This is a genomic window from Corallococcus sp. AB038B (genome assembly GCF_003668955.1).
Taxonomy (GTDB): Bacteria; Myxococcota; Myxococcia; order Myxococcales; family Myxococcaceae; genus Corallococcus; species Corallococcus exiguus.
Genome location: NZ_RAWO01000014.1, coordinates 164,272 through 180,172, shown reverse-complemented (window position 1 = coordinate 180,172; position 15,901 = coordinate 164,272). Strand labels below are relative to the sequence as shown.

The following is a 15,901-nucleotide window of genomic DNA, read 5'->3' as shown; positions in this document are numbered from 1 at the left end:
GGGCCCGCCGTCCCTCATGGCCAGCCCGGGCTGTCACGGGGCGCGCGCCGCACGTCTCAGAGGAGTTTCCGGTCCATGGCGTCCCTTCGCGACATCCGCAAGCGCATCCGCTCGGTGAAGAACACGCGGCAGATCACCAAGGCCATGAAGATGGTCTCCGCCGCGAAGCTTCGGAAGGCGCAGGACGCCATCCTCGCCGCCCGCCCGTACGCGCAGACGCTGGAGCAGATCATCTCCGAGCTGGCCGTGCGCTCCGCCGACCAGGAGCTGGCGCACCCGCTGCTCGCCACCCGCCCCATCCGCCGCGTGGAGCTGCTGCTCCTCACGTCCGACCGCGGCCTCGCCGGCGGCTTCAACTCCAACGTCATCCGCCGCGCCAACCGCTACCTGTACGAGAACAGCAACCTCCAGGTGCGCGTCTCCACGGTGGGCCGCAAGGGCAACGACTTCTTCCGCAACCGCGGCCAGTCCATCCGCAAGGACTTCGCCGGCCTGTACGCGACGCTGAACTACCGCTCCGCCGCCAACGTCGCGGAAGAGCTGGCCGCCGCCTTCCTCAACGATGAGGTCGACGCGGTCTACGTCGTCTACAACGAGTTCGTCTCCGCCATCACCCAGAACGTGGTCGTGTCGCAGCTGCTGCCGCTGCAGCCCGCCACGGCGAAGGCCGCCGCCACGCCCACCCCGGAGACCGTGGCCGCCGCGCCCGCCCTGGTGGACTTCAAGTACGAGCCGTCCCGCCAGGCCGTGCTGGACCGGCTGGTGCCCCAGGCGGTGAACATCAAGCTGTACCGGGCGCTGCTGGAGAGCGTGGCCAGCGAGCAGGGCGCGCGCATGAGCGCCATGGAGAACGCCACCAACAACGCCACGGACATGATCTCCAGCTACACCCTGCTCTACAACCGCACCCGCCAGGCGGTCATCACCAAGGAGCTCATGGAGATCGTCTCCGGCGCCGAGGCCCTCAAGTAGCCCGCCTCCCGCCCGGCAGCACCCCCAGGAGGGCCCGATGCTTCGCGCTCCCACGAGCGCCGGGCACGGGCCCTTCGTATTTTCAGACCCCCCACTCAGGCCCCCCCACCGGGCAGGCGGGACAGAGGGGAACAGCAAGGGACTGGCGTGCGGGACACCGCTCCGCTAAGCGGGACTTACGTGCGCGGACCCGGGAGGCTTGACCCTGCCGGGCACCCCCCGGTAAAGGGGGCCCGCCCACACCCCTCTTCGGGGTTCGATTTCCTGACGGGCGGCGGCGCCCCGGCCGCTCGCCACACGAGACAAGGCAGAGGAGTCCCATGAGCGCTCAAGTCCCGACGACTGGCAAGATCACGCAGGTTCTCGGCCCCGTGGTCGACGTGGAGTTCCCGCCCGGCGGGCTCCCTGAGGTGTACGCCGCCCTCAAGCTGACCAACCCCAACCTGGGCGCGGAGAAGGACAACCTCACCATCGAGGTGGCGCAGCACCTGGGCGAGAACACCGTGCGCTGCATCGCCATGGACTCCACCGAGGGCCTGGGCCGTGGCATGCCGGTGCGCAGCACGGGCGCCCCCATCCAGGTGCCGGTGGGCAAGGCCACCCTGGGCCGCATCATGAACGTCACCGGCGAGCCGGTGGACGAAATGGGCCCGGTGAACGCCACCGAGTACTGGCCCATCCACCGCGCCCCCCCTCCGTTCACGGAGCAGGACGTGCGCGTGCAGATGTTCGAGACCGGCATCAAGGTCATCGACCTGCTCGCCCCCTACACCCGTGGCGGCAAGATCGGCCTGTTCGGCGGCGCCGGCGTGGGCAAGACGGTGCTCCTGCAGGAACTCATCCGCAACGTGGCCGTGGAGCGCGGCGGCTTCTCCGTGTTCGCCGGCGTCGGTGAGCGCACCCGCGAAGGCAACGACCTGTACCACGAGATGCAGGAGACCAAGGTCATCCAGACCGACAACCTGGAGAAGAGCCAGGCGGTCCTCGTGTACGGCCAGATGAACGAGCCGCCCGGCGCCCGCGCCCGCGTGGCCCTGTCCGCGCTGACCATGGCGGAGTACTTCCGCGACGTGGAGGGCCGTGACGTGCTCCTCTTCGTGGACAACATCTTCCGCTTCACCCAGGCCGGCTCGGAAGTGTCCGCCCTCCTGGGCCGCATCCCCAGCGCGGTGGGTTACCAGCCCACGCTCGCCACGGAGATGGGCGGCCTGCAGGAGCGCATCACCTCCACCACCAAGGGCTCCATCACCTCCGTGCAGGCCATCTACGTGCCCGCGGACGACCTGACGGACCCGGCCCCCGCGACCGCGTTCGCCCACCTGGACGCGACCACGGTGCTCAGCCGCTCCATCGCGGAGCTCGCCATCTTCCCCGCCGTGGACGCGCTGGACTCCACCAGCCGCATCCTGTCCGCGGACGTGCTGGGCGCCGAGCACTACTCCGTGGCCCGCCGCGTCCAGGGTGTCCTGCAGCGCTACAAGGAGCTCCAGGACATCATCGCCATCCTCGGCATGGACGAGCTCTCCGAAGAGGACAAGCTGTCCGTGGCGCGCGCCCGGAAGATCCAGCGCTTCCTGTCCCAGCCGTTCTTCGTCGCCAAGGTCTTCACGGGTCTGGACGGCCGCTACGTGAAGCTCCAGGACACCATCCGCAGCTTCAAGGAGATCGTGGACGGCAAGCACGACGACCTCCCGGAGTCCGCCTTCTACATGGTGGGCACCATCGAAGAGGCGCGGGAGAAGGCCAGCAGGCTGGCGGCGGCGTAAGGTAAAGCTCCCATGCGCCTGACCGTCGCGCTCGCCTTGCTCGTCTGTGGTGCCGCGCCTTCCGCCCTGGCGGAGGAGCGCGGCAGCCGGGCACGGGTGAGCGCGAACGGCCTCTACAGCGTCCGCTCGGTGGACGTGGGCGTGGGGAAGTGCCGGCTGGAGATGCTCAAGGAGAGCGGGCCCCTCTGGTCGGCGGACGTGTGCGTGGGGACGGTGGACGACCTCTACTTCGCGTCCAACGACGGGGAGAAGGTCTGGGTGCTCTACCCGCTGGTGGAGAAGGGCAAGCCGCTCCCCAGCAAGAAGAGGACGAAGGGCCAGAGCCTGGCGTGGGCGCGGGTGATGGTGGCCGCCCAGTTCGACCGCACCGGGCAGAAGCTCCAGGAGCGGCGGCTGACGGAGTTGATGACGACGAAGCAGCTGTCGGAAGTGCGGCAGATGGCCCACCACCTCAAGTGGCTGGAGGGCACGCTGGGCATCCCGGGCAGGGGCCCGCGCCTGACGGACGCTGGGGTGGTGGAGTTCGAGCCGGTGGGTGTGAAGACCCAGCGGCTGACTTTCTGATGCGGTAGTGCGGTAGCACGAGGACCTTCATGGCCAAGCTGACTGTCGAGATCGTCACCCCCGAGAAGCGCATCCTGTCCGTGCAGGCCGACGAGGCCATCGTGCCGGGCGGAGAGGGCCTGTTCGGCGTGCGTCCCGGCCACACGCCGTTCCTGTCGCTGGTGGAGCCGGGCACGCTCACCCTCATCGAGGCGGGGAAGCAGGACCGCTACTTCGTGGCCGGCGGCTTCGTGGAGGTGAGCAACGACAAGGTGCTGGTGCTGGCAGACGCCGCCGAGCACGTCAACGGCATCGACGTCGCGGGTGCCCGCCGCCGCATGGAAGAGGCCCAGGCGCGCCTCAAGGACCTGAACGCCGCGGACGCGCGCTACGCGCTGGAGCAGGCCGCGGTGCGCCGCGAGGCCGCGCGCATCAGCGCCTCCGAGTCCCGCTAAGGGGCTCACCCGCGCCCCTTCTTTGGGCGCGCGTGCGGTACCGGAAGGGTGGTGCTCCGAATCCCCCAAGGACGTGGGGACCGGCGCTCCACCCTTTTCGCGTTCCGGGGCTCGGACGGCGCATGATGCGGCTCAAGTCATGAGCACGCCCGAGTCGCCCGTCCTGGAGCTGTTCCACCGCATCGCGGATCCGCCGTCCGCCACCGCGCGCCGCTTCGTCACGGACCACGCGCTGGAGGACCGCGTGCGCTTCCGCAACCTCACCTACGAAGAGGTGGAGAAGGACTGGCGGGAGCGCGGCGGCCACACGTCCCCCGCGCTGTGGGACGGCTCACGGCTGCACCAGGGCGCGGAGGCCGTGGTGGCGCGGCTGATGGCGGTGGTGAACCTGGGCCGTGACGACGCGTGATCCGCGCGCACGCGCGTGGACGAAGTGAAGTCACGCGCGTCAAGGTGAACACCTGAGCCCGTGGGCAGCGCACGCGCACGAGGCCACCCGTGCGTCCCTTTCGGTCCATGCGCAGCATTCGAAGTTGGACATGCACGCGTGCTCGCGCGTTTCAACAGGCCCGCCTGCTTGCTGAAACGCAGCGGGATGCGATAGCTACCGCGCCCCCGGTTGCGCCGTGGTTGCGGCGGAGGAGGCGGACAGTGGCGACGCGCGTGGTGCAATCCAGCGGGACCTTTCTTGTCCAGCGCTCCACCGCAGCCACTCCGTGCACGTCAAGGCCCCATGATCGATCCGCCATCGCGTCGCGCACCATCGCAGCGTTCATCTCGGTGCTCGTCCTTGGCTGAGGCTCGGGTAATCTCTGCTCCTCCGATGCCGCTGACTCCCGCAGACCGCCAGGACCGTTTTCATGCGGCATTCCTGGGGCTCGCCATCGGGGATGCGCTCGGCTTTCCGCTGAGGGGCATCCCCCCGGCGAGCCTGGCGCGGCTGCCCGGCCTGGCGGAGGACTTCGCGCCCCGGCCGCGCGGCAAGTTCGCCAAGGGCCAGTTCAGCGACGACACGCAGCTCCTGCTCGCGGCCGCGGAGAGCGTCATCCGCGAGGGCAAGGTGGACGGCCGCAGCGCGGCGCTGCACCTGGCGTGGCTGTGGCAGGAGGGCATCATCCTCCAGCCGCCGCGCAGCCTGTCGGAAGCGCTGCAGCGGCTGGCGAGCGGCACGCCGTGGATGAGCGCGGGCGCGCCCCTGGGCACGAAGTGCCCGTCGGTGCTCAGCCGCGCGCTGGTGGTGGGGCTCTTCGAAAGCGGTCAGCGAGCGCGTCTGCCGCACGACGCGGGCGTGCTCACCGTCATCACGCACAAGGACCCGGTCTGCGCCGCCGCCGCCGCCGCGTTCGCGCAGGCCGTCGCGCTGGGCATGGAGCAGGAGGCCCTCACGCCCGCGGCCTTCTGCGAGGCCCTGGCGCTGTCCGCCGCCGTGCACGACAAGAACCTGGCGGAGGAGATCCGCCACCTGCCGCGCCTGCTCACCTGGGACACCCAGCGCGCGCTCAACCAGCTGCGCAAGGTGGGCGTGCCCCCCAGCGAGCTGAAGGGCGTGGACGGCCTGCCGTGCCACGTGGTGCCGGTGCTGCTCACGTCGCTGTACGCGACGCTGAAGGTGCCGCACGACTTCCGGGAGGCCGTGGTCCTCACGCTGCGCTGCGGCGGCGAAGCGGACGTGGCCGCGGCCCTCACCGGCGCCCTGCTGGGCGCGCACCTGGGCACCCGCGCCATCCCGGCCCGCCTGCGCAAGCAGGTGTTGTACGCGGAGAACCTGCTGGACACCGCGGACCGCCTGTTCCGCGCCCGCCAGGTGCGCGAGACGCTGGCCACGGCCATCGCGCATCAGAAGAGCCGCCGCTAACCGCCTGGCCCCGGCCGACCCCGTCGGCCTCGCCGGGCCCGCCCGGGAGGGTGGGGGCACCAGGCAGGCAGCCGGACGCGGATGGGGTGTGCGGCGGGACTTCTCCCACACACCCTTCCTGACCACCTTGAGGACAGACCGGGGCAGCCGGGACGCCAGGCAGGCGTTCGGCGGTGGTGCCCTGGAAGTCATCCTGTCGGAGGCACGGTCGTGGATCTCGAATCAGAACGCCTGGAGCGAAGCCAGCTGGAGACGCTCTCCACCCCCGAACTCATCCGGCACGCGCTGTCGGAGACCCGCCTGTTGGTGAAGGCGGAGGTGATGCACGCCAAGAAGGAGCTGAAGCAGGAACTGCAGGCGGCCAAGCTGGCGGGCATCTTCCTGGGTGCCGGGGCCGTGCTGGCGCTCACGTCGCTGGCGGTGCTCTTCGTCGCGCTGGGCCTGGCGCTGCCCCTGGGAGCCGCCGTGGGCGTGCTCATCGTGGGCGCGGTGCTGTTGGCCGTGGCCGGCCTCCTCCTGTTCCTGGGCACGAAGCGGATTCCCAAGAAGCCGCTGGTCCACACCCAGGAGCGCTTGAAGACGGACCTTCAAATGACCCGGGAGACGCTGCAATGAGCCAGGCACCCGAGACCGAAGCGCACGCGGACCACGCCATCACCAAGCGCATGGGCGACCGCGAGCAGGTGGAGCAGACCGCGGACCGCATCCGCGACGAGCTGCTGCTCACCCTGGAGGAGCTGGACCGCCGGCGCACCCGCGCCACGGACGTGCGCTACCACGTCAACCAGAACAAGGACCTGCTCATCACCGTGGGCGCGGCCGCCCTGGTGGCGGTGGGCCTGGGCGTGGGCTTCGCCATCTACCGCGCCCGCCACCACGACGAGCGCGTGCGCCGCATGCGCCGCAAGGCCCTGGAGCGCGCCTGGGCCCACCCGGACCGCGTGGCCACCAGCATCGAGGACAAGCCGCTGGGCGCGGAGCTGGGCCGCAAGGTGGTGATGATCTTCGCCACCTCGCTCGCCACCGCCGTGGCCCGCAACTCCATCCAGACCCTGGTGCCCTCGCGGGCCATCGCCAAGGTGCCTGCGGATAAAGATAAGAAATACTGAATGCGTAAAATTCACGCATAAAGCAGACTGATGTCCATGACGGACCTGCTCTATGCGCGCGCGCAGATGGGGCTCTCGCTCGCGTTCCACATCGTGTTCGCGGCTGCCGGCGTGGCGTTGCCGGTGTTGATGGTGTTGAGCGACCTGAAGCACCGGCGCACGGGGGACGCGGACTACCGGAAGCTCAGCGAGAAGCTGGCCAAGGGCACCGCCATCCTGTTCGCGGTGGGCGCGGTGAGCGGGACGGTGCTCTCGTTCGAGCTGGGCCTGCTGTGGCCGGAGTTCATGGGCCGCTATGGCGAAGTGATTGGCCTGCCCTTCAGTCTGGAGGGCGTGGCCTTCTTCACCGAGGCCATCTTCCTGGGCATCTACCTGTACGGCCGCGAGCGCGTGTCGCCGGGCCTGCACCTGTTCAGCGGCGTGATGGTGGCGGTGAGCGGCGCGGCGAGCGCGTTCTTCGTCACGCTGGTGAACACGTTCATGAACAACCCGTCCGGCTTCACGCCCACGCCGTCGGGGCCCACGGACGTGCAGCCGCTGGTGGCCATGTTCAGTCCCGGCTGGCAGTACCAGACGGCCCACGTGCTCCTGTCCTGCTACCAGGCCAGCGCGTTCGCGATGGCGGGCATCCACGCCTTCATCCTGCTGAGACACCCGGGCGCCGGGTTCCACAAGAAGGCGCTGTCCATCGCCCTGCCGCTCGCGTGCGTCACCGCGCTCGCGCAGCCGCTGGTGGGGGACCTGTCCGCGAAGCACGTGGCGCGCGAGCAGCCCGTGAAGCTGGCCGCGATGGAGGCGCACTTCCACACGGAGTCGGGCGCGCCCCTGAAGGTGGGCGGATGGCCGGACGTGGAGACGGGCACGGTGTCGGGCGCCATCGACCTGCCGAAGGGGCTCTCCATCCTGGCGTTCGCGGATCCCAACGCGGAGGTGAAGGGCCTGAACGAGTTCCCCCGCGACGTCTGGCCGCCGGTGGCCAAGGTCCACATGGCCTTCCAGGTGATGGTGGGCACGGGCAGCCTGATGGCGCTGCTCGCGCTGGCCACGCTGTGGCGCAGGTGGCGGGGCCGCGAGTGGCCGCACGGCAGGGCGATGATGCGCGCGTGGCTCTGGTCGGGGCCGCTGGGGTTGGTGGCGCTGGAGGCGGGGTGGCTCGTCACGGAGTGGGGACGGCAGCCCTGGATTGTTCGTGGCGTGATGCGCACGGGGGAGGCGGTGACTCCGGTGCCGCACCTGGCCGCGCCGTTCTTCACCTTCACGGCGGTGTACCTGTTCCTCGGGGTGACGGTGCTCTTCGTGCTCTGGCGGCAGGTGGCGGGCACGCTGCCCAAGGGACCCGGCGCGGCCGTGGATGGCGAGGTGGCCCATGCCCATTGAGACGACGGTGCTGGGGCTCGCGATGGCGGGCACGTTCGTGCTGTACGCGCTCCTGGGCGGGGCGGACTTCGGCGGCGGGGTGTGGGACCTGCTGGCGCGCGGGCCTCGCAAGGCGGAGCAGCGCGCGCTCATCGCCCGCGCCATCGGCCCGGTGTGGGAGGTGAACCACGTCTGGCTCATCGTGGGGCTGGTGCTGCTCTTCAGCGGCTTCCCGCGCGCCTTCGCGGCGCTGAGCGTGGCGCTGCACGTGCCCCTGACGCTGCTGGTGCTGGGCATCGTGTTCCGGGGCACGGCGTTCACCTTCCGCGCCTATGACACGCGCGGGGACGCGGTGGAGCGCCGCTGGGGCGTGGTGTTCAGCGTGGCGAGCGTGGTGGCGCCGTTGCTGCTGGGCATGTGCGTGGGCGCGGTGGCCAGCGACGCCATCCGCATGCAGGGGCACGCGGTGGTGAGTGGCTTCTTCGCGTCGTGGCTGTCGCCCTTCGCGCTGTCCGTGGGCGTGCTGACACTGGGCCTGTTCGCGTTCCTGGCGGCCGTGTACCTCACGCATGAAGCGCCGACGCAGGAGCTGGCGGAGGACTTCCGGCGCCGGGCGCTGGTGACGGGTGGGCTCCTGTTCCCGCTGGCCCTGGCCGCCCTGCTGCTGTCGCGCGAGGGTGCGCCCCGGGTGTGGACGGGCTTGCTCCAGACGCCGTTCGCGCTCGCGCTGCACGTGGGGACCGCGGTGGCTGCGGTGACGGCGTTCGCGCTCCTGTGGACGCGGAGCTTCCGGGCCGCGCGGGTGGCGGCGGCCACGCAGGGCGGGCTCATCGTGCTGGGGTGGGCGGTGTCGCAGGCGCCGTACCTCGTCTACCCGAACCTGACGCTCCAGAGCGCGGCGGCGCAGCCGGTGGTGCAGCGGCTGCTCCTGGTGGCGCTCGGGGTGGGACTGGTGACGGTGGGGCCGTCGCTGGTGCTGCTGTTCCGTGTCTTCGGGCCCCGGGGCCAGTCGCCCCAGGCTCCCCAGGCTCCCCAGGCCCCGGAAACGCCTACGACTTGAGCACGGGGAACAGCGGCGGGTGCACGACGCGGGGCTTCTCGTCGCCTCGCGCCACCAGCACGCGGGCCCCTTCGAGCAGGTCCTCCGAGTCCAGGGCCTCCACCACGGTGCGCGCGGCGCTGTCGGCATCCATCACACGGCAGTGCACGCGCATGACGCCCTCTTCCGTCTCGCCGCCCTCGACCTCGCCGTTGCCCGTCCAGCCGAGCGCGTCCGTGAGCAGCTCCTCCACGGCGCTGCGCTGCTCGAAGTCGTGGCCGGTGCCCTTGCCCTGCACGGCGTACTCGACGAGCAGCACGGCCATGGCGTCCGGTTCGGGCTCGTCGTAGCCGGCGTCGACCAGGGATTCGGCCTCTTGGGCGATGACCATGTCGGGGTCCTCGTCCGGGGGGACGGGAACGGTCTTCTGCTCGCCTCCATCACCGACGGTGCCCCAGTGCACCGTGACGACACCCTCGTGCTCCCATGCTTCCCAGTAGCGGAGGGTGTCGCCGTCCTTCATGTAGAGCTTCAGCAATGCGTTGGCCTCATTCGCGCGGACTCCATACCGCAACCCGGTTCAGTAGGCACGGCCCTGGCCTCCGTCCACGGGGACGGTGGAGCCCGTCACCCACTTCGCCCGCTCGGAGCAGAGGAAGGCGACCACGTCCGCCACCTCCTCGGGCGTGCCGAAGCGGCCCCAGGGAATCTGCTCGCGCACCATCTTGGACACCGCCTCCGGGTCGTGCTGATTGCGCCGGTCCCAGCTGCCGCCGGGGAAGAAGATGGAGCCCGGGGCCACGGAGTTGACGCGGACGCGGTGGGACGCCAGGTCCACGGCCATCTCCTTGGTGAGCGCGATGAGGCCCGCCTTGGCCGCGCTGTAGGGCGCGCTCGTGGCGTACTCGCGGCCGAAGATGGAGCTGATGTGCACGATGCTGCCGCCGCCGCGCTGGCGCATCAGCGGCACCGCGCGCTGGCTGCACCAGACGGCGGACATCAGGTTGCGCTGGAAGACGTCGTTCCACTGCTGGGTGCTGGCCGCGTCGAAGGCGCCCGCGCCGCCGCTGCCGCCCACGTTGTTCACCAGGATGTCCATTGAACCGAAGGCGCGCACCGCGGAGTCCACCGCCAGGTACGCGCCCTCCTGCGTGGCCACGTCCGTGACCACCGTCGCCACCTGGGCGCCCTCGGAGCGCAGCTCCTTCGCGAGGACATCCAGCGCCTCCGGGTGGCGCGCGCAGATGCACACCCGGGCGCCTTCGCGCGACAGCACCATGGCGATGGCCCGCCCGATGCCCTTGCTGCTGCCGGTGACGAGCGCCGACTTTCCCGTGATTCCGAGTTCCATGCCGTCCCTTCTACCGCCGCGCCGGGCCGGGTGGGGGAGGGGATTCACCGGAGGCGTTCAAAGCCGTTCGAAGACATCCAGGCGCCAGGTGCCCTCCAGCTCGCCGCGCAGGTGGTGCAGGCGCCTGGGGGTGAGCCGGCGGAAGGAGTCGTGGACCTCGTGGCCGCTGCAGCGCATGTCGCGCGCCTGGCCGGTCCAGTGCACGAGGACCAGGTGCCCGCCGGGCTCCAGGTGTTCGAGGATGCGCTGCTGCGCGAGGGCCAGCTCCGGGAGGCTCCAGTAGGCGCCGCGCCCGGACACGAGGGTGAGGTCGAAGGTCTGCTCGGGGTAGCGCTCCGGCACGTTCATCCGCTGGAAGCGCACGTGTGACAGGTGGCGGCAGCGGTGGATGGCGCGGGCCTGGGCGGAGTCGGAGGTCTCCACGGAGAGCAGGGCGTCACAGCGCGCCTGGAGCTTCTCCGTGAGCAGGCCGATGGCGCCGCCAATCTCCAGGGCGGAGCGGTAGTGCGCGCGGGGAAGCGAGGCCAGCGTGACGTCATCGCGGCTGCGCACGCAGCCGTGCGCGGCGAAGGGCCACGGGTCTTCGGCTTCTTGAGTCGGGAGGGGAGGCGCCAGCAGGAAGGCGGGTGAAGATTTCATCGAGAGGGGTCCTGGAGGATGTCGAATCCTCACGATGGGACCCACCCGGGCCCTCCACATCCCGTGCGCCCGGGGCCGTGAAGGTGTCGACCCTGGGGCAGTCCGAGCGTCGGGAGGTGATCAGTCGCCGCGCCAGGTGTCTGGCTGACAGGACCACGGGAGCTTCTCGCCCCGCCGGTCGCAGTGGAAGCCCTCGGCGCAGGGGTTGGGCTCGTTCGGGTCGCAGGCCTGGATGCAGTGATAGCGGTCACAGACCTGGCCTTCGCCGCACGTCGGGTTCGTGGCGGAGCAACGCTGGATGCATTCCGCCCAGACCTTGCCCGGGAACTCCGAGTGCGAGACCACCTCGCATTTGCGGCCCTCGGGACAGGGGGTATCCAGGCAGTTCGGACCATAGATGGATGCGCAGATGGAGGTGCCCTCCTTGAAGGGGATACAGCGTTCCCCCTGAGGGCAGCCGTGCTCCTCACACGTAGGGAGACACGAGGGTTTCGGCTTCACGTCCGCGCAGAAGAATCCCTCCGAACACGCCCCGGGTTGGCCAGGGGTGCAGGCACGGGCACAGTAGCCATCCCTCCCCACGCACTCGAACTCGGCCCTGCATGCGGAGGTCGCATCGAAAGCGGTCTCCAAGCAGCGCTCCCCCTCCTGGCGAATGCCCACGAGCGCGCAGAGCCTGACCAGGACTCCGCCCGCACTGGAGACCGGCAGGCTCGTGCATCGTTGCCCTTCGGGGCACTGGCTGTCGGTCGTGCAGGCGCTGTCCGTGCAATAGCGCCGGAAGCGGACGTCGCTGTAGCAGACGAGAGGGGCCTCACAGTCGGTCTGCTTCGAGCAGGTGTAGTGGTAGGTCACCCGCCGCATCCGCTCGTCGTAGGTCAGCATGGGAACCAAACCCTCCGGTTCCGGCATGGGGGTCGCATTGGCTTCCCGCACCTGCTGGAGGACGAAGAATGCGGGAGCCAGGAGGACGAGGCAGGCCACCAGGCTCAGGGACACGTGCCAGGGCCGCGTCATGGTCCACCACACAGCTCGATGCACTCTTCGCTCGGCTCGGTGTCCCTGGGACAGAGGAGCTTGAGGTCGTTCGCGTCACATCTCTTATCGTGAATACGCTCCATCGCGTCCTTGTGCGCCGCCCGGTCCAGCTTGCCGCCCGGGCGGTGCACCTCCGGGCATGCCGCCAGTCCGCCCAGGACGCACAGCCACAGCCCCACCGCGTGTGCTCGGCCCATGACGGTCCAGGCTAGCCGTGGCCTGGAACCGTCAGGCATTGCCCTGGCGGGCAATGATTTGTCACACGGACTGGAAGCGAGCCTCCGCCGGACGCTCGCCACCCGAGCGCTTCACGCCGTGGTCGCCGTTCGCGGACAGGTGCTGCAGCAGCTTGAACACAGTCTCCACTTCATCCGCCGCGCCGATGTCCTGCGCCAGCTGATCCGCGGACCGCGCCTCCGCCTTCGCCGCCTTCAGCTTCGAGAGCAGCTTGCCCTGCAGCTCCAGCACGCGCCCCGCGGCCTTCTTGCCCGCCTCCACGCCCGGCTGGTGATAGGCATTGATGTTCACCAGGCTCGCGTAGAGGCCCACCGCGCGCTCGTACAGCGCAATCAGCGCTCCCACGGTGCGTGCGCTCACGTCCGGCACGGTGAGCGTCATCGACTCGCGGCCCTTCTCGAACAGCGCCCGGCGCGTGCCCAGCAGGAACCCCAGCAGGTAGTCGCCGCTGGTGTTCTCGCCCTCCACCGCCAGGGACTTGCCGTCCCGGTCCTTCAGCACCTCCACGAAGGTGACGAAGAAGTTGTTCACGCCCTCGCGCAGCTGCTGCACGTAGGCGTGTTGGTCCGTGGAGCCCTTGTTGCCGTAGACGGCGATGCCCTGGTTCACGACCTTGCCGTCCAGCGACAGCTCCTTGCCCAGGGACTCCATCACCAGCTGCTGGAGGTACTTGGACATCAGCATCAGCCGGTCCTTGTACGGCAGGATGACCATGTCCTTCTGTCCCTTGCCGCCGCCCGCGTGGAACCACATCAGCGCGAGCAGCGCCGCCGGGTTCGCCGCCGCGTCATGCACGCGCGTCGCCGCGTCCATGTCCTTCGCGCCCGCGAGGAAGCCGTCCACGTCCAGTCCCTGCAACCAGGCCGGCAGCAGCCCCACCGCCGACATCACCGACGTGCGCCCGCCAACCCAGTCCCACATGGGGAAGGTGCGCAGCCACTTGTGGCCCTTGGCGTAGGTGTCCAGCTCGCTGCCGTCGCCCGTCACCGCCACCGCGTGCGCGCCGAAGTCCAGGCCGCGCTGCTTGTAGGCGGCCTCCGCCTCCAGCATGCCGTTGCGCGTCTCCTTGGTGCCGCCGGACTTGCTGATGACCACGGTGAGCGTCTCCGCCAGCCGCTCGCCCAGGCCGTTCAGCACCCTGTCCATCCCGTCTGGGTCCGTGTTGTCCAGGAAGTGCACCTGCATGGCGTCCTGGCCGCTGCCCAGCGCGTCCGCCACCAGCTGCGGACCCAGCGCCGAACCGCCGATGCCGACAATCAGCACCTGCGTGAACTTCTGCGCCTTCACGGGCTTCACCTTGCCCGCGTGCACGTCCTTCGCGAACGCGGCCACCTGGGCCTGCATGTCCGTGATGGCCGTCTTCAGCTCCGCCTCCGGCGCCAGCTCCGGGGCGCGCAGCCAGTAGTGGCCCACGCGGCGCTTCTCATCCGGATTGGCGACGGCGCCCTTCTCCAGCGCGTCCATGGCCTGGAACGCCGCGTCCATGCGCGAGCGCATCCCGTCCAGGAAGTCCGCGCCGAAGTTCATGCGGGAGATGTCCAGCGTGAGCCCCACGGAGGGGACGACGCACAGGTGCCGCTGGTACCGCTCCCACAACTCGCGCTCCGTCATGACCCGACTCCCTTGCAAGGGGCGCCGACCTCATGCGCGGCGCCCGCCAGAACCGTCGCGGCGCACCGTAGCAAGGCCCGCACGGCGCGGACGCAACGATGTCGCGGTCCCCGTTGCCTGGACGTCGCCTGGACGTCGCTTCCACCCCCCAAGCTGTCCTCCAGCCGGAAGGGCTCGGGCCCTACGGTGCCGAGGGCGCGGCCTCCACGGGCGGGGACTCCGACGGCGGCAGCGCCCCCTTGGGCTTCCAGGCCGGGTTGCGGAAGATGTAGCCCAGCCGCTGGCTCAACGGTCCCGGGCGGGCCGCGTCCCTCGCGATGGCGGCGAACTCGTTGAACGCGATGCGCACCGGGTTGTGCGTGGTGAGGTTCTTCGTCAGCCCGTAGATGGGGCGCTCGGTCTCCGGGACGAACGTGCCGAAGAGGCGGTCCCAGATGATGAGGATGCCCGCGTAGTTCACGTCGATGTAGGCCGCGTTGGACGCATGGTGCGCGCGGTGGTGCGACGGCGTGTTGAACAGCCACTCCACCGGACGCGGCAGGCGGTCAATCGCCTCCGTGTGGATCCAGTACTGGTACAGCAAGCTGATGGCCTGCTGCGTGACGATCATCTCCGGAGAGAAGCCCAGCAGCGCCAGCGGCACCCAGAACACCCAGCCCGTCATCGGCGTCCACGTCTGCCGCAGCGCCGTGGACAGGTTGTAGTGCTGGCTGGAGTGGTGCACCACGTGCGATGCCCAGAAGAGGCGGCTCTCGTGGTGGACGCGGTGGAAGGCGTAGTAGCAGAGGTCTTCCAGGAAGAAGAGCAGCACCCACGCCACCAGCCCGTGGCCCATGCGCAGCGGCGTCAGGTGGTAGAGCGCCGCGTAGCCCGCGAACGCCACGCCCTTCCAGAACACGCTCACCGCCACGTTGCCCAGGCCCATGGAGAGACTGGCGAACGTGTCCTTCCACGTGTGGCCCTTGATGCTCTCGCCGCGCTCCTGCCGCAGCTTGCGCACCCAGAGGGCCTCGGCGATGACGGTGATGACGAACACCGGGATGGCCGGGGTGATGAGGTCGGGGATGTGCGACATGTCCATGGCTGCTGACCTCCTGCGAATCAATCCTTGGGTGCGAACGCGACGCGCATGAAGCGCGCCAGCGTGTCCAACATGCGGCGGTGCGCAGGGTCTTCCGGGCGCGCCGCGCCGCCCACCGCCGCGCCCTGCACCGCGTCCAGCGCCAGCTCCACCACGCCGTCGAAGTCCGGGTGCGTGGCGGCCACGTCCGGGAACAGCTCGCGCGCCACGCGGTGCATGTTCTGGCGGTGCGGACCGTCCACCACCGCCAGCGCCTTCTGCAGCTCCGGGCTGGTGCGCGCGGCGACGTACAGCTCGATGGCGGCCTGCAACTCCGGTCGCTGGTAGGCGGTCCACAGCATGTCCACCGCCGCCCCCACCCGGTCCTTCCCGGACGGACGCGCTCCCACGCCCGCGAGGAAGTCCTGGATGAGGCGGGGGAAGAGGTGCTCCACCGCCACCGCGAGCAGCTCCTCCTTCGTTTCGAAGTGCGTGAAGAGCGCCCCCTGCGACACCCCCGCCCGCTTCGCCACCTCCACCGTCGTCAGCCGCGCATAGCCCTGTTCCACCAGCGCCTCGATGGTGGCGTCCAGCAGCTTGCGGCGCGTCGACTCGCGGCGCTCCGCCTGCGTGCGGCGCACTGGCGCCTCGACCTTCCTGGGGGCGGACTTCGGGGGCATACCGGGAGGATAACCGTTCACTTAAAAAGTGACCAGTCACTTTGTTGGGGCTGTCCGCGGGCCGACGGGTGATCGCGGGGCAGGGGCCGTCCAAAGCCTGCCCGTGGAGCGTTCGAGCAGGCGGGCGTCTGTCTTTACATCCGGTCAGCTGACAGGGATTGGAGCGGCACGGGTTGAGAGGCACAAGGCC

Annotated in this window: 18 protein-coding genes; 10 read left to right on the top strand and 8 right to left on the bottom strand. The window is 70.0% G+C overall.

All coding sequences use genetic code 11. The features are described from left to right. The first annotated feature begins 75 nt into the window (after positions 1-75). The 10 genes from atpG (at position 76) to D7Y04_RS36340 (ending at position 9,116) form a co-directional block, all read left to right on the top strand. The gene (gene atpG, locus D7Y04_RS36385; RefSeq protein WP_120560924.1) at positions 76-972 is read left to right on the top strand and encodes an ATP synthase F1 subunit gamma; all 897 of its coding nucleotides are present in this window, start codon (positions 76-78) and stop codon (positions 970-972) included. A gap of 320 nt (positions 973-1,292) precedes the next feature. Beyond that, positions 1,293-2,738 (top strand): F0F1 ATP synthase subunit beta, encoded by a 1,446-nt coding sequence (atpD, locus tag D7Y04_RS36380; protein WP_120560925.1) that lies wholly within the window; start codon positions 1,293-1,295, stop codon positions 2,736-2,738. A gap of 12 nt (positions 2,739-2,750) precedes the next feature. Further along, a complete protein-coding gene (locus D7Y04_RS36375; RefSeq protein ID WP_120599776.1) occupies positions 2,751-3,302 on the top strand; it encodes a hypothetical protein in 552 nt (183 codons plus the stop codon). A gap of 29 nt (positions 3,303-3,331) precedes the next feature. Continuing rightward, on the top strand, positions 3,332-3,736 hold the full coding sequence (locus tag D7Y04_RS36370; RefSeq protein ID WP_120560927.1) for a F0F1 ATP synthase subunit epsilon: 405 nt from the start codon (positions 3,332-3,334) through the stop codon (positions 3,734-3,736). 139 nt (positions 3,737-3,875) lie between these two features. Next, positions 3,876-4,145 (top strand): hypothetical protein, encoded by a 270-nt coding sequence (locus D7Y04_RS36365; RefSeq protein ID WP_120574798.1) that lies wholly within the window; start codon positions 3,876-3,878, stop codon positions 4,143-4,145. Between the two features lie 414 nt (positions 4,146-4,559). After that, a complete protein-coding gene (locus tag D7Y04_RS36360; protein ID WP_120599775.1) occupies positions 4,560-5,591 on the top strand; it encodes an ADP-ribosylglycohydrolase family protein in 1,032 nt (343 codons plus the stop codon). A 210-nt stretch (positions 5,592-5,801) separates the two neighbouring features. Beyond that, the gene (locus D7Y04_RS36355) at positions 5,802-6,206 is read left to right on the top strand and encodes a phage holin family protein (RefSeq protein WP_120574800.1); all 405 of its coding nucleotides are present in this window, start codon (positions 5,802-5,804) and stop codon (positions 6,204-6,206) included. Continuing rightward, positions 6,203-6,700, top strand: coding sequence for a hypothetical protein (locus tag D7Y04_RS36350; protein WP_120599774.1), 498 nt, complete (start codon positions 6,203-6,205; stop codon positions 6,698-6,700). Before D7Y04_RS36355 ends, D7Y04_RS36350 begins: the two co-directional genes overlap by 4 nt. 36 nt (positions 6,701-6,736) lie before the next feature. Further along, a complete protein-coding gene (locus D7Y04_RS36345; RefSeq protein WP_304988650.1) occupies positions 6,737-8,077 on the top strand; it encodes a cytochrome ubiquinol oxidase subunit I in 1,341 nt (446 codons plus the stop codon). Further along, entirely contained in the window at positions 8,067-9,116 is a 1,050-nt protein-coding gene (locus D7Y04_RS36340) for a cytochrome d ubiquinol oxidase subunit II (RefSeq protein ID WP_121762289.1), read from the top strand. Before D7Y04_RS36345 ends, D7Y04_RS36340 begins: the two co-directional genes overlap by 11 nt. Here D7Y04_RS36340 and D7Y04_RS36335 read toward each other — a convergent pair. The 8 genes from D7Y04_RS36335 to D7Y04_RS36300 form a co-directional block, all read right to left on the bottom strand. Continuing rightward, positions 9,106-9,633 (bottom strand): hypothetical protein, encoded by a 528-nt coding sequence (locus D7Y04_RS36335; protein ID WP_169820748.1) that lies wholly within the window; start codon positions 9,631-9,633, stop codon positions 9,106-9,108. The genes D7Y04_RS36340 and D7Y04_RS36335 overlap by 11 nt on opposite strands. A 42-nt stretch (positions 9,634-9,675) precedes the next feature. Beyond that, positions 9,676-10,446: an SDR family NAD(P)-dependent oxidoreductase gene (locus tag D7Y04_RS36330; protein ID WP_120598321.1), complete on the bottom strand. Its 771-nt coding sequence runs from the start codon at positions 10,444-10,446 to the stop codon at positions 9,676-9,678. A gap of 57 nt (positions 10,447-10,503) precedes the next feature. Next, positions 10,504-11,085, bottom strand: coding sequence for an SAM-dependent methyltransferase (locus D7Y04_RS36325; RefSeq protein ID WP_120598322.1), 582 nt, complete (start codon positions 11,083-11,085; stop codon positions 10,504-10,506). A 120-nt stretch (positions 11,086-11,205) separates the two neighbouring features. After that, positions 11,206-12,102 (bottom strand): hypothetical protein, encoded by an 897-nt coding sequence (locus tag D7Y04_RS36320; protein ID WP_120598323.1) that lies wholly within the window; start codon positions 12,100-12,102, stop codon positions 11,206-11,208. Next, a complete protein-coding gene (locus tag D7Y04_RS36315; RefSeq protein ID WP_121762288.1) occupies positions 12,099-12,320 on the bottom strand; it encodes a hypothetical protein in 222 nt (73 codons plus the stop codon). Before D7Y04_RS36315 ends, D7Y04_RS36320 begins: the two co-directional genes overlap by 4 nt. Before the next feature lie 61 nt (positions 12,321-12,381). Then, complete coding sequence (locus tag D7Y04_RS36310) at positions 12,382-13,971, bottom strand: glucose-6-phosphate isomerase (RefSeq protein ID WP_121762287.1); 1,590 nt, start codon at positions 13,969-13,971, stop codon at positions 12,382-12,384. A 181-nt stretch (positions 13,972-14,152) separates the two neighbouring features. After that, complete coding sequence (locus D7Y04_RS36305; RefSeq protein ID WP_121762286.1) at positions 14,153-15,052, bottom strand: sterol desaturase family protein; 900 nt, start codon at positions 15,050-15,052, stop codon at positions 14,153-14,155. A 20-nt stretch (positions 15,053-15,072) separates the two neighbouring features. Then, positions 15,073-15,711, bottom strand: coding sequence for a TetR/AcrR family transcriptional regulator (locus D7Y04_RS36300; protein WP_120598327.1), 639 nt, complete (start codon positions 15,709-15,711; stop codon positions 15,073-15,075). Positions 15,712-15,901: the final 190 nt, after the last annotated feature.